Origin of the sequence: Bradyrhizobium prioriisuperbiae (genome assembly GCF_032397745.1) — a bacterium.
Lineage (GTDB): Bacteria > Pseudomonadota > Alphaproteobacteria > Rhizobiales > Xanthobacteraceae > Bradyrhizobium_A > Bradyrhizobium_A prioriisuperbiae.
In genome coordinates, this window is sequence record NZ_CP135921.1 from 6,564,997 (window position 1) to 6,578,054 (window position 13,058).

11 protein-coding genes are annotated in these 13,058 nt (G+C 62.4%); 8 read left to right on the plus strand and 3 right to left on the minus strand.

Features of this window, described 5'->3' with window-relative positions; translation table 11 throughout:
* The first annotated feature begins 15 nt into the window (after positions 1 to 15).
* The 7 genes from sufB to RS897_RS31030 all read left to right on the plus strand — a co-directional run bounded on the left by sufB (position 16) and on the right by RS897_RS31030 (position 6,223).
* Positions 16 to 1,494 carry a Fe-S cluster assembly protein SufB gene (sufB, locus tag RS897_RS31000; RefSeq protein WP_315832498.1) on the plus strand — a complete coding sequence of 493 codons (1,479 nt, stop codon included), beginning with the start codon at positions 16 to 18 and terminating at the stop codon, positions 1,492 to 1,494.
* Positions 1,491 to 2,249: a Fe-S cluster assembly ATPase SufC gene (sufC, locus tag RS897_RS31005; RefSeq protein ID WP_315832499.1), complete on the plus strand. Its 759-nt coding sequence runs from the start codon at positions 1,491 to 1,493 to the stop codon at positions 2,247 to 2,249. The genes sufB and sufC overlap by 4 nt, the downstream gene beginning before the upstream one ends.
* An 11-nt stretch (positions 2,250 to 2,260) precedes the next feature.
* Positions 2,261 to 3,580: a Fe-S cluster assembly protein SufD gene (sufD, locus tag RS897_RS31010; RefSeq protein WP_315832500.1), complete on the plus strand. Its 1,320-nt coding sequence runs from the start codon at positions 2,261 to 2,263 to the stop codon at positions 3,578 to 3,580.
* 3 nt (positions 3,581 to 3,583) lie between these two features.
* The gene (locus tag RS897_RS31015) at positions 3,584 to 4,825 is read left to right on the plus strand and encodes a cysteine desulfurase (protein ID WP_315832501.1); all 1,242 of its coding nucleotides are present in this window, start codon (positions 3,584 to 3,586) and stop codon (positions 4,823 to 4,825) included.
* Positions 4,822 to 5,217 carry an SUF system Fe-S cluster assembly protein gene (locus RS897_RS31020; protein WP_315832502.1) on the plus strand — a complete coding sequence of 132 codons (396 nt, stop codon included), beginning with the start codon at positions 4,822 to 4,824 and terminating at the stop codon, positions 5,215 to 5,217. Before RS897_RS31015 ends, RS897_RS31020 begins: the two co-directional genes overlap by 4 nt.
* 74 nt (positions 5,218 to 5,291) lie before the next feature.
* Positions 5,292 to 5,702 carry a HesB/IscA family protein gene (locus RS897_RS31025; protein WP_315832503.1) on the plus strand — a complete coding sequence of 137 codons (411 nt, stop codon included), beginning with the start codon at positions 5,292 to 5,294 and terminating at the stop codon, positions 5,700 to 5,702.
* A gap of 17 nt (positions 5,703 to 5,719) precedes the next feature.
* The gene (locus tag RS897_RS31030; RefSeq protein WP_315832504.1) at positions 5,720 to 6,223 is read left to right on the plus strand and encodes a TfoX/Sxy family protein; all 504 of its coding nucleotides are present in this window, start codon (positions 5,720 to 5,722) and stop codon (positions 6,221 to 6,223) included.
* 117 nt (positions 6,224 to 6,340) lie between these two features.
* Here RS897_RS31030 and RS897_RS31035 read toward each other — a convergent pair whose 3' ends face one another.
* From RS897_RS31035 to RS897_RS31045, 3 genes are all read right to left on the minus strand, one after another.
* The gene (locus RS897_RS31035) at positions 6,341 to 8,137 is read right to left on the minus strand and encodes an IS1634 family transposase (RefSeq protein WP_315831529.1); all 1,797 of its coding nucleotides are present in this window, start codon (positions 8,135 to 8,137) and stop codon (positions 6,341 to 6,343) included.
* Between the two features lie 182 nt (positions 8,138 to 8,319).
* Entirely contained in the window at positions 8,320 to 9,387 is a 1,068-nt protein-coding gene (locus RS897_RS31040; RefSeq protein WP_315832505.1) for a GGDEF domain-containing protein, read from the minus strand.
* Positions 9,388 to 9,617: 230 nt separating this feature from the next.
* Positions 9,618 to 11,165 carry a DEAD/DEAH box helicase gene (locus RS897_RS31045; protein WP_315832506.1) on the minus strand — a complete coding sequence of 516 codons (1,548 nt, stop codon included), beginning with the start codon at positions 11,163 to 11,165 and terminating at the stop codon, positions 9,618 to 9,620.
* 363 nt (positions 11,166 to 11,528) lie between these two features.
* Between RS897_RS31045 and RS897_RS31050 the strand changes: the two genes are divergently transcribed.
* A complete protein-coding gene (locus tag RS897_RS31050) occupies positions 11,529 to 13,043 on the plus strand; it encodes a caspase family protein (RefSeq protein ID WP_315832507.1) in 1,515 nt (504 codons plus the stop codon).
* The last annotated feature ends 15 nt before the right edge of the window (positions 13,044 to 13,058 follow it).

A 13,058-nucleotide genomic window follows, 5' to 3' on the forward strand; every position in this document is an offset into this window, starting at 1 on the left:
GAGCGGAGGATACAGATGCCGGCCGTACAAGAGACGGTCGATCGGGTTCGCCAGATCGACGTCGACCAATATCGTTATGGGTTCGAGACCCTCATCGAATCCGAGAAGGCCCCGAAGGGGCTTTCGGAAGACACCGTCCGTTTCATTTCGGCGAAGAAGGACGAACCCGCCTGGATGCTGGAGTGGCGGCTCGAAGCCTATCGCCGCTGGCTGACCATGCAGGAGCCCACCTGGGCGCGCGTGGATTACCCCAAGATCGATTATCAGGATCTGTATTACTACTCCGCGCCGAAGCGCAACGCGCTGGCGTCGCTGGACGAGGTCGATCCGGAGATCCTGAAGACCTACGAGAAACTCGGCATTCCGCTGCGCGAGCAGGAGATGCTGGCCGGCGTGGTGCGCCCCGAGGGCGAGCGCCGCGTCGCTGTCGACGCCGTGTTCGATTCGGTTTCGGTCGCGACCACCTTCAAGGACGAGCTGATGAAGGCCGGCGTGATCTTCATGCCGATCTCGGAAGCGATCCGCGAGTACCCCGACCTGGTGCGGAAGTATCTGGGCACAGTGGTGCCGACATCGGACAATTACTTCGCAACGCTGAATTCAGCAGTGTTCTCTGATGGCTCGTTCGTCTATGTGCCGCCGGGCGTGCGCTGCCCGATGGAGCTGTCGACCTACTTCCGCATCAATGAGCGCAACACCGGCCAGTTCGAGCGCACGCTCATCATTGCCGATAAGGGCGCCTACGTCAGCTATCTCGAAGGCTGCACCGCGCCGCAGCGCGACGAGAACCAGCTGCACGCCGCCGTGGTCGAACTCGTCACCCTCGACGACGCCGAGATTAAATATTCGACGGTGCAGAACTGGTACCCCGGCAATGCCGAGGGCAAGGGCGGCATCTACAACTTCGTCACCAAGCGTGGCGACTGCCGCGGCAAGAACTCCAAGATCTCCTGGACCCAGGTCGAGACCGGCTCCGCGATCACCTGGAAGTATCCGAGCTGCATCCTGCGTGGCGACAATTCGCGCGGCGAGTTCTACTCGATTGCGATTTCGAACGGTTACCAGCAGGTCGATTCCGGCACCAAGATGCTGCATCTGGGCAAGAACACCACCAGCCGCATCATCTCGAAGGGTATCGCGGCAGGCAAGTCGCAGAACACCTATCGCGGCCTCGTCACTGCGCACCGCAAGGCGACCGGCGCGCGCAACTTCACCGCATGCGATTCGCTTCTGATCGGCGACAAGTGCGGCGCGCACACCGTGCCCTACATCGAAGCCAAGAATTCGTCGGCGCTGTTCGAGCACGAAGCGACGACGTCGAAGATCTCCGAAGACATGCTGTTCTATTGCGTGCAGCGCGGCCTGTCGCAGGAAGAAGCCGTGGCGCTGGTCGTCAACGGCTTCGTCAAGGACGTGCTGCAGCAATTGCCAATGGAATTTGCGGTCGAGGCACAAAAGCTGATCTCGATCTCGCTGGAAGGAAGTGTGGGATGAGCGCACTGCTCGAAGTCAAGAATCTGCAAGTCCGTGTCGAGGAACGCGAGATCCTCCATGGGTTGTCGCTGACCGTGAACAAGGGCGAAGTGCACGCCATCATGGGGCCGAACGGCTCCGGCAAGTCGACGCTGAGCCATGTGATCGCCGGCAAGCCGGGTTACGAAGTCACCGGTGGCGAGATCCTGTTCAACGGCGAAGACGTGCTGGAGATGGCGCCGGACGTGCGCGCCGCCAAGGGCGTGTTCCTGGCGTTCCAGTATCCGGTCGAAATCCCCGGCGTCGCCACCATGACCTTCCTGCGCACTGCGCTGAACGCGCAGCGCAAGGCTCGCGGCGAGAGCGAATATTCGACGCCTGACTTCCTGAAGAAGGTGCGCGAGGTCGCTGCTCGTCTCAACATTCCGCAGGACATGCTGCGCCGTGGCGTCAATGTCGGGTTCTCCGGCGGCGAGAAAAAGCGCAACGAAGTGCTGCAGATGGCGCTGTTCGAGCCGAGCCTGTGCATCCTCGACGAGATGGATTCCGGCCTCGACATCGACGCGCTGCGCGTCGCCGCCGACGGCGTCAATGCGCTGCGCTCGAAAGATCGCGCGATGGTCGTGATCACCCACTACCAGCGGCTGTTGAACTACATCATTCCGGATTTCGTGCACGTCATGTCGAAGGGCCGGGTGGTGAAGAGCGGCGGCAAGGAACTGGCGCTCGAACTGGAGGCGTCGGGTTACGCACAGTTCGAAGACGTGGCCGCGTAGGTGAGACAAGCATGAACGTCGCATTGGTGAAATCGAACAGCGAACGGGCGCTCGGCGAGATTTTCGTCGCTGCGCGTGGCCGCTTGCCGGGAACGGGTGCCGTCGCGGAAACGCGACAGCAGGCGTTCGAAGACTTCGTGCAACGGGGACTGCCGCATCGTCGCATCGAAGAATGGAAATACACCGACCTGCGCGTGCTGCTGCGTGAGGTCGCATCGCTGGCCGACGCGCCCGATCAGGCCGCGTTCGCGCGCGCCGCGGTCGCCGTCAAGGCGCTCGGGATCAACGGCAGCCAGAAGCTCGTGCTGGTCGATGGCGTGTTCGCGCCGCAGCTGTCGGACGTGAGCGCGCCGCAGGCCGGCGTCAGTGTCCAGGCTCTGCGCGAGGCGCTGGAAGGTGCCAAGGGACGCGGTGAGCTGCTGAAGACCGACGTACCTGTCGACGCGATGATCTCGCTCAATGCGGCGATGGTCACCGACGGTGTCGTGATCGACATCGAAGATGGAGCCACGCCGGCCAAGCCGATTCATGTCGTGCATGTCGCAACCCGTTCCGGGGCTGCGGCGTTTACCCGTTCGCGGCTGGTTGTCGGGAAGGGCGCGCGCGTCACGTTCATCGAGAGCTTTGTCGCGGCCGAAGGGGCAAAAGCCTATCAGGCGCATGATGCCGTGATCGTCACCATCGGTGACGAGGCCGAGCTTCAGCATATCCGCCTGATGGAGGACGCGCACGATGCCGCCAACATCACCACCGGCATCTTCACGCTTGGCGCGAAAGCGAAGCTTAACACCTTCAACCTGACCCGCGGCGGCAGCGTCAGCCGTTACCAGGGTTTCATCAAGTTCGCCGGCGAGGGCAGCGAACTCGCCACCAACGGGGTCAATCTGCTGGGCGGCCGCCGCCACGGCGATACCACGCTGCTGGTCGATCACGCGGTGCCGCATTGCAGCAGCCGTGAAGTGTTCCGCTCGGTGCTCAACGATCGCGCTCATTCGGTGTTTCAGGGGCGCATCATCGTGCGTCCCCATGCGCAGAAGACCGATGGCAAGATGATGACCCGCGCGCTGCTGTTGTCCGACGAAGCCGAGATGGACAACAAGCCGGAGCTGGAAATCTTCGCCGACGACGTCACCTGCGGTCATGGCGCTACGACCGGCGCGCTGGACGAAAGCCTGCTGTTCTATCTGCGGGCTCGTGGGTTGCCCGAACAGGAAGCCCAGGCATTGCTGATCGAAGCCTTTGTCGGCGAAGCGATCGAGTCGATCGTCGATGACGATCTGCGCGATTTCGCCGTTGCCAGCGCCCAGCGGTGGCTGATCGCGCGGGACTGAATCATGCATCCAGCAATTGCCAACGGATCATACGACGTCAACCGGGTGCGGGAAGATTTCCCTGCACTCGCCATGAAGGTTTACGGCAAGCCGCTGGTCTATCTCGACAACGCAGCGTCGGCGCAAAAGCCGAATGCGGTGCTCGACCGCATGACCCAGGCCTACAAGTCCGAATACGCCAACGTGCATCGCGGCCTGCATTATCTCGCCAATGCCGCCACCGAAGGCTACGAGGGCGGCCGCGAGCGGGTGGCGAAATTCCTCAACGCCAAACGCAACGAAGAGATCATCTTTGCCCGCAATGCCACCGAGGCGATCAACCTCGTGGCGTCGTCCTGGGGCGCGCCGAACATCGGCGCCGGCGACGAGATCGTGATCTCGATCATGGAGCACCACTCCAACATCGTTCCCTGGCATTTCCTGCGCGAGAGACAGGGCGCGGTGATCAAGTGGGCGCCGGTGGACGACGAGGGCAACTTCCTGCTCGACGAGTTCGAGAAGCTACTGACGCCGAAAACCAAACTTGTCGCCATCACCCAGATGTCCAACATGCTGGGCACCATCGTGCCGGTGAAGGATGTGGTGAAGCTGGCTCATGCCCGCGGCATCCCGGTGCTGATCGATGGCAGCCAGGCCGCCGTGCACATGGCGATCGACGTGCAGGATCTGGACTGCGACTTCTACGTCTTCACCGGTCACAAGCTGTACGGTCCGAGCGGGATCGGCGTGCTCTACGCCAAGTACGATCACCTGGTGGCGATGCGGCCGTATACCGGCGGCGGCGAGATGATCCGCGAGGTCACCCGGGACTGGATCACGTATGGCGACCCGCCGCACAAATTCGAATCCGGGACACCGGCGATCGTCGAGGCGATCGGCCTTGGCGCGGCCATCGACTATGTCAATTCGATCGGCAAGGAGCGGATTGCCGCCCATGAGCACGATCTGACGCTGTATGCTCACGAGCGGTTGCGCGAGATCAACTCGCTGCGGATCATCGGCACGGCGCGTGACAAAGGCAGCGTCGTTTCATTTGAAATGCAGGGCGCGCATCCCCATGATATCGCGACCATCATCGATCGTTCCGGTGTCGCCGTGCGCGCCGGCACCCATTGCGTGATGCCGCTTTTGGAGCGGTTCCAGGTGACGGCCACCTGCCGGGCGTCGTTTGCGATGTATAATACCCGCGACGAGGTGGATGCCCTCGTGCAGGCCCTGATCAAGGCACAGGACATGTTCTCATGAGTGAAGCTCAGCAAGAGGCTGCGACGGCGGCCCCTGTCGCGGCTCCCAATAAGGTTCAGACCCAATCGGCGTTGCCGCCGGAGGAGACCGAACGGCTGGGCAGCGACATCGTTGCCGCGCTGAAGACGGTCTATGACCCGGAAATCCCGGCGGATATCTATGAACTCGGCCTGATCTACAAGGTCGACATCAAGGACGACCGCGCCGTGGACGTGGAAATGACCCTGACTACGCCGAATTGCCCGGCTGCGGCCGAGCTGCCGACCATGGTTGAGAACGCCGTCGCCAGTGTCGCCGGCGTGGGACCGGTCAGCGTGAGTATTGTCTGGGATCCGGCCTGGACCCCGGAGCGTATGTCCGACGAGGCCCGCCTCGTCCTCAATATGTGGTGAGGTTGCAAGTTAACCCGACTCAGGCCTCAATGAGGTCCATGCAAGGGCATTGAATTGCCGACGGACGTGACCAAATGACTGGTATGACATCGGATCCCTCAGTTCCCGCCAGCAAGCCGGCCCGCCGGCCGCGGCCACAGGTCATGCGCCTGACGGAAGCAGCCGCCACGCGGGTGCGCGAATTGTCGGCGCGGGCGGATTCCGAAATCGTGGGCTTGCGGGTGGGCGTCAAGAACGGCGGCTGCGCCGGCATGTCCTATACCGTGGAATACGCCCACGACATCCGTCCCAGCGATGAGGTGGTGGAAGACAAGGGCGTGAAGATCCTGGTCGACCCGAAGGCCGTGCTGTTCCTGCTGGGAACGGAGATGGACTTCAAGGTCGACAGAATGGCTGCGCAGTTTGTGTTCAACAACCCGAACCAGACCGGCGCCTGCGGCTGCGGTGAATCGGTGCAGCTGACGCCGGCCAAGATGCCGGTCTAAAGGACAGCGGTTCGGCGATGGACCGCGATTTCCTGCAAGAGCTGTTTTCCGAGTTCGGCCCGGTGGTCCTGCGCCGCATGTTCAGCGGCTATGGCGTGTCCGTCGAGGGCACCAACTTCGCTCTGGTGCTGCGGGGTTCGATCTATTTTCGGGTTGATGATCAGAACAGACCGCAGTTCGCGGACGAGGGCTCAAAGCCCTTCCAGTACGACGCCCGCGGCAAGGTGGTGACGATCAACTCGTATTGGCAGCTCCCCGATCGGCTCTACGACGACCCTGAGGAGCTCGCGCATTGGGCGCGCGGCTCGCTGGCGGCGGCCGAGCGCGCCGCGGCCTCCAAGCGTGCCCGACGCCCACGTGCGAAGCCCAGCAAGACCGACGTAACACCTGCCAAGAAGACGATCAAAAAAGCGGTGACGAAGAAGGTCGTCAAGAAAGCTGCAAAGAAAGCGGCCAAAGCGGCGGTCAAGCCGCGGACATCCAAAGACGCGCGAAAGCGAACGGCGAAAGCGCGGCGCTGAAGAGCGTGACGCGATGCGGCAGTAGAAGCGCAAACGAGTTCGATCAAGCGAACTCGTTTAACCCGTCTTCGCGGATTGGCGGGTTTTTGAAGGGTCGACATCAGCCAGATCAATGGCTTAGCTCGAAAGGTCTTCACTACAGCGGCTGGCTTGGTTGACGGCGGCTGTGGTGATCCTGGGCGGCGGTTGCGGTGGCAGCCGGAGCTTCAGCCGATCAATCAGGAGCTGCAGTTCCGGTTCGGGATGGGTGTAGCGGGTGAGCAGGATCTCGCGCCCATCTGTGGTCGGCAGATGGACGTCGATCATCTGGATGGCGGCGAACTTTTCGAGCGCGCGACGTGCGGTCAAGCCCGATGCGAGGGCATGAAGCCGGCGCGTCAGCGTGACCTGCATGCAGTAGGCCAGGAAGGCGATGAAGATGTGGGCCTCGATCCGGACCTCGTCTTGATGGAACACCGGACGAATCGCCAGGTCGCCCTTGAGATTGCGGAACGCTTCTTCGACGGCAACGAGTTGGACGTAGTATTGCCAGAGCTGGGCGGGGTCATTGTCGGCGAGGTTGGTGCGCAGCAGATAACGGCCTTCGCGACGTCGGGTCTTTCTCAATCTGTTTCGATTGAGTGCGAAGCTGAAGCTCGGGCGCTGCTTGTCGATCTCGATATCGACCAGACGCCAGGCCGCCGGCGCTTTGGATCGCGCGCCGCCAAGCTTCATCAGCAATTCTTCGCGCGTGATCTCCATCGCATCGATTTGCCTGAGCCGTTTCCACAACCACTTCAGCTGCCGCCGGCGCATCGCGCGTTCCTTACTGATCCGATCGGCGCTTTGAGCGAAGACGTAGAGCTCACCGTCCTCGGACAACAATTTGACCTGCACGCCCTCCCGCGCGTCCTGCCAGGGCTTGTCCAGCAGATGCTTCTCCAGCCGGTTCAGGCGTCCCTTCGGCGTACCGACCAGATATTGCACTGGCGGATCGCTGTGGCGCATTTCGGCCAGCACGGCCTCGGTCGGCACGCCACGATCCATCACCCAGACCCGGCGCGCCTTGCCGTATTGCTGCTCGATCTTGGCAAGGAACATCCGCAGTGTCTTGTTGTCAGCGGTGTTGCCGGGCAGCACCTCGTAAGCCAACGGCAAGCCATCGGGCGTCACCACCAGCGCGATTACCACTTGCGGGCAATCCGGCCGCTTGTCGCGGCTGTAGCCGTGGCGGCGCTTGCTGCCTTCCGGCAAGTCCGATGCGTTGACCTCGAAGTAGCTGCTGGTCAGATCGTACAGCAGCACGTCGAAGTCGGCATTGAACAAATCGCGCCAACGCCCGACCAGATGCGAGAATAGCGCCTCCTTATGCGCGAGCAGCAGATCGTGGCAGGCATAGAGTTTGTGCTCTTCCGCGAGGCCGAAGTCTGCTCCCAGAAGATCGGCCATTGCGCTCTGACCGAACCATTGCCGATGCAGCCGCCACTCGCTGCCCGGCGCGATCAGCCGGTAGGTTGCCAGCACCTGCAGGATCTGGTCCCACCTCGTCTTCTTGCGGCTTGGCGGCAGCCGCTCTGCCCAGAACCAATCGAGCTGAAGCTCCTGCCACAACTGTCCGGCCAGCCAGCAGGCGCCCCATTGCCGCGGACGTCGAAGCTGCATCTCGGACAGGCGTAGCTGGACGATCGACGCATCGCCCGCGATCGCCTCGCATCGATCTTCCGGAAACAGCGACAACGTTCGCGCATGTCCGGCGTCTTCGTCGAGCACGTCGATCGCCTTGCGCCACGCCGCTGCCTGCGAGGAATTGATCTCACCGAGATACAGCACATGCCGCTGCACCACTCGCCCGTTATCGAGACGCTTGTTCTCGACAACGTTCCAGTAGCTGTGCGTCTTGCCGTTCTTCTTTCGCTCGGTGCGTCGCAGGAACATGGCGCTGCGAATCTATCCGCACCGTCACGTCATTGGGAATCCGGTAGGTCTTCACTACAGCCGTTTTCGGCCGATTCCGGACACCTCACCCTTTGCAGATCAAAGACTTAGCTCGCCAAAAAATCGCAAAATCGCGATTTTCCAGCGCGAATCCGCGAACTCGGGTTAAGCAACCTGGATGATCAAGCGACCTGGATATGGTCGGTGGGTGCATATTCCGGATCGGCTTCGCAAACCACCCGGTTGCGGCCGTTGCGTTTGGCGGCATACAGGCACGCATCGGCGCGTTCGATCAGCGAGTCGGTGTTGTCACCATTCTGCAGCATCGAGACACCAACCGAAATCGTGACGCGTCCCAGAATTTCGCCGGTCGATTTCTTCTTCAGTTCTTTGGACATCACGGCGCGACGAATGTGGTCGGCGACCGTCAGGGCCTGGCGCAGCGCGGTGTTGGGCAGCACCACCGCGAATTCCTCGCCGCCATAACGGGCGGTGACGTCCTGGCCCTTGATCGAGGCCCGCAGCGACATCGCAACCAGCCGCAGCACCTGGTCGCCGGTGAGATGGCCGTAATTGTCGTTGAACGACTTGAAATGGTCGATGTCGAACATCAGCAGCGACAGCGGCTCGCTGTGCTGAAGGGCGTGCTGCACCGAATCCTCGATGGTGCGATCGAAATACTTGCGGTTGCCAAGGCCGGTGAGGGGATCGGTCAGGGTCTCGGCACGGATCGCCTCCAGGCTCTGCTGGAGGTTGCCGATTTCCTGCTTCGAGACGATCAGTCTGGCTTCCAGCAGCTTGTTGTTTTCACGCATTTCCAGCGTCGACTTCACCAGCGACTGCACCAGGGTCATCACCGTGTTCAGGTCGTGCGCCTTGCCGAGCTTTTGCGTGGCGCCGTCGAGATTATGACCGAACGCGGTGGTCATGCTCAGCGCATCGGTGATCAGCGTCATCACGTCATCGATTTCGTTGATGACGCGCGCGCCGACCTTGTCGATACGGTCGGTGGTTCTGAGCTGGGAGAGGTACGTCTCGTAGATCTGTTCAAGATCCGAGTCGGTCAGGCGGCCCTGACGCGCCAGTGTCTCGTTGATGATCTTGTTCAGCGCCGCGTTGTAACCCGTGGCGTAGACATACCAAATCTCATAATTGCGCGGCACAGCAGGTTGCTTCAGCGACCTGATCTGACCCAATGCGACCTCGGCAAACGCCAGGGTGCGCTGATGTTCGTCCAGCAGTCCAATCACGTCGGCGTCCCCGAGGATGAGCTAAAATGCTCATCGCAACATCCCGTAACAGCCACAAAATCATAAACAACGACAGTGAGGTTACGCCACGACAGTGAATCAGGGGTTAAGCGGTTCTGGGCAGGCAGGCTGAATTCAAAAAAGCGATTTGGGCAATGTCGGTTAGGCGACATTGCTTGTTAGCCGGCTTGGATAAGCCGGCTTCAAACAAATCGCGGTGCCGTCTGATTTTAGACGCGCGCGCGGATCGGGCGCAGCAGGAAGGCCGGCAGATGTGAATGGTCAGCCGGCTCGGAATGCTGGTCGCGCGGGGATTGCGGTGCCGGTGCGCGGCCGATCGAGGGCGGCGGGCTGGCCGCCAGCGGTGCATTCTTACGCTCGCCGCGCGCACCGGTGCGCTCACCGCGATTGTCGTCGTGTCCACGTGTACCCTCAGAACGTGCGCCCTCAGAACGCGCGGCCTCGGAACGTGCACCTTCAGAACGTGCAGCTTCGGGGCGTCCGCCTTCACCACGGCCACTTTCACGTCGGCCGTCGCCGCGTCCACCCGATCGCGGGCGCTTGCCGTCGCGCTCACGCTCGCGGCGCGGCTTGCGATCTCCGGACGATCTTTCGGAGGCATGATGGCCGTCCGACGCCTCGGTGGACGCCGGGAGGCCCGACTCTGCGCGAGCGATGGTCTGACCGATCAGCTTTTCAATCGCGGCGATCGACTTGCTGTCGGCCGACGTCGCGATGGAGATCGCGGTGCCCGAGCGGCCGGCACGGCCGGTCCGGCCGATGCGATGGACGTAGTCGTCCGGATGATGCGGGACGTCGAAATTGAAGACGTGGCTAACCTCGGGAATATCGAGGCCGCGGGCTGCGACGTCGGAGGCGACCAGCAGCGGCATCTCGCCTTTTCTGAACTGATCGAGCGCGGCGGTGCGGGCGGATTGATCCATGTCGCCGTGCAGGGCGACGGCGGCGAAGCCGTGTTTCTGCAGCGAGCGATGCAGCAGGGCGACTTCACGCTTGCGGTTGCAGAAGATGATCGCGTTCTGGAGGTCCTTGGCGGACCGGATCAGATGGCGCAACGTCTCGCGCTTTTCGTGCGGTTCGCGGCCGCAGCCGACGACGGACTGGGTCACGGTGACGGCGGTCGAGGCCGGCTTGGAGACTTCGACCCGTTCCGGATTGTGCAGGAAGGTCTCGGTGATCCTGCGGATTTCCGTCGGCATGGTCGCCGTGAAGAACAGGGTCTGGCGCGTGAAGGGAACCAGTTTGCAGATGCGTTCGATGTCGGGAATGAAGCCCATGTCGAGCATGCGGTCGGCTTCGTCGATCACCAGAAGCTCGACACCCGTCAGCAGCAGCTTGCCGCGCTCGGAGTGATCGAGCAATCGTCCCGGCGTCGCGATCAGCACGTCGACGCCGCGCATCAGTTTGCTGTCCTGATCGTCAAACGAAACGCCGCCGATAATGAGGGCGACATTGAGCTTCTGGCCGACGCCGTATTTGTCGAAGCTCTCTTTGACCTGGGCCGCCAGTTCGCGGGTCGGCTCCAGGATGAGGGTGCGGGGCATCCGCGCCCGTGCCCGGCCCTTTTCCAGCATCGTCAGCATGGGCAGCACGAAGGCCGCCGTCTTGCCGGTGCCGGTCTGGGCGATGCCAAGCACATCCTTGCGCGCGAGCACGTGGGGGATGGCCTGGGCCTGAATGGGGGTGGGGGTGGTGTAGCCGGCGGCCGCGACGGCGGCGACGACCTTGTCGGAAAGTCCAAGATTGGAAAAAGACATTGAGCCTCGAGTCGAAACCGCCGTTCGGATTCTCGGGAATAACTGCCGCGTTCAACCCCGGAACGGCACGCTCTTAAGGCACGGGGGAGGGAAATACGCTGACAGGCGGCTGATCGGGATATCGCGTATCGATTCCGCGCCGCGTCAGGCCGGAACATAGGCGGGAAATGGCCAAAGTCAATGCGTCTGGGCATGACAGAGACCAAAAAGCCGAATGTTTCCGGCTGGAAAGCTTCAATTTGAGGGATTTCCGCATGGCCGGGGACTGAACCCAGGCTGGTTGCCACGAGACCTATGGCATAATGGTTTTTGGGGGCTCCCAGGCTGGTTTGGGGCTCGTTTCATGGAAAGTCAGGACGTTCGATGACCCCACGGTTTGCCGTCAGAATGGTGGTTCTCGCCGGCCTCGCACTGCTGTCGTGGGCCACGCCCGCGATGGCCGAAAAGCGCGTCGCGCTGGTCATCGGAAACAACGACTATCGCAACATCCCGACGCTGCAGAAGGCCGTGAACGACGCCCGTGCCATGGGCGATGCGCTGAGGCAGCTCGGCTTCACGGTGATGGCGGCCGAGAACCAGACCCGCAAGGGCTTCACCGAAACCCTGCTGGCCTTCGACCAGGTGGTGGAGCCGGGCGACACCACCTTCGTGTTTTTTGCCGGGCACGGCTTTGAGATCGGTGGCGAAAATTATCTGCTGCCGACCGACGTGGCCGCGGCCAGCGCGGGCCAGGAAGAACTGGTGCGCGACGGCGCCATGGCGGCGGAGCGGCTGATCTCGCGGCTGCAGAAGCGCGGCGCCAGAACCTCGATCTTCGTGTTCGATGCCTGCCGCAACAATCCATTCGAGCGCACCGGGACACGGGCGCTGGCCGGCGGCGGCGGTCTCGCGGCGATGACGCCGCCGGAGGGCGTTTTCGTGGTGTTTTCCGCGGGCGCCAAGCAGACCGCGCTCGACCGGCTCTCGAACGATGACACCAATCCGAATTCGGTGTTCACCCGCAACTTCGTGCGCGAACTGGCCAAGCCCGGATTGAACCTGGTGCAGATCGCCAAGCGAACGCAGTTTGACGTGCGTGACATGACGGCGAACGTCAAGCATCTGCAGACGCCGGCCTATTACGACCAGATCGTCGGCGATGTGGTGCTGAACGGCGCGCCAGTCGTTCCGGGCAGTGAACGGGCCATCGCCGTCGTGCCACAGCAACAGCAACCTCAGACGCAGCTTGCGGCGCTGCCGCCGGTGAATCCGGGCTCGAAGCTGCTCGCGCCCGACAGCACCAATGCGCCGATCGCGAGCTTCTCGCGGCACAATGGCGGCTGGACGGTGGTGATTTCGATTGCCGATCCGGCGCTGGCGATTTCGTGGCGCATGGGCGAGAGCGGCGACTTCAAGGATACCGGCTTTCTCGACACGCTCGATCCGCGCACCCGGCGGCGCCTGCCGAGTCCGTCGTTTGAGATGGCGTCGGACGCACCGGCGGCAACGCTGCAGGTGAGGTATGTCGACGTCAATGGCGAGACACAGGGCCCGTTTCCGATCCGGTTCGATCCGCAGGCCGCGCTGGTTCGCGACCAGCGCAAGATCCTCGATCTGACGTCGACAAGCTGGCTGTCGTTCCGCGAGTTCAACGGCCTGCTGGTCTACTACACGCACCTGGTGTCATATCGCTGCGCCATCCGCGAACTGCGGGTCGGCATCGACACCGGCGTGCCCGACAAGGTGATCAAGCTGCCGGCCTGCAATCAGAGAGATCCCGTTGCCATCCCCAACGACGCGCAGACCTATCTCAAGCTGCCGCCGTCGACCAGGTCGGTCTCGGTCGAACTGACGTTCCAGGACGGCAGCATCTCGGAGATCAAGAGCTTTCGACGCTGAGCGTTTGTTGATGAG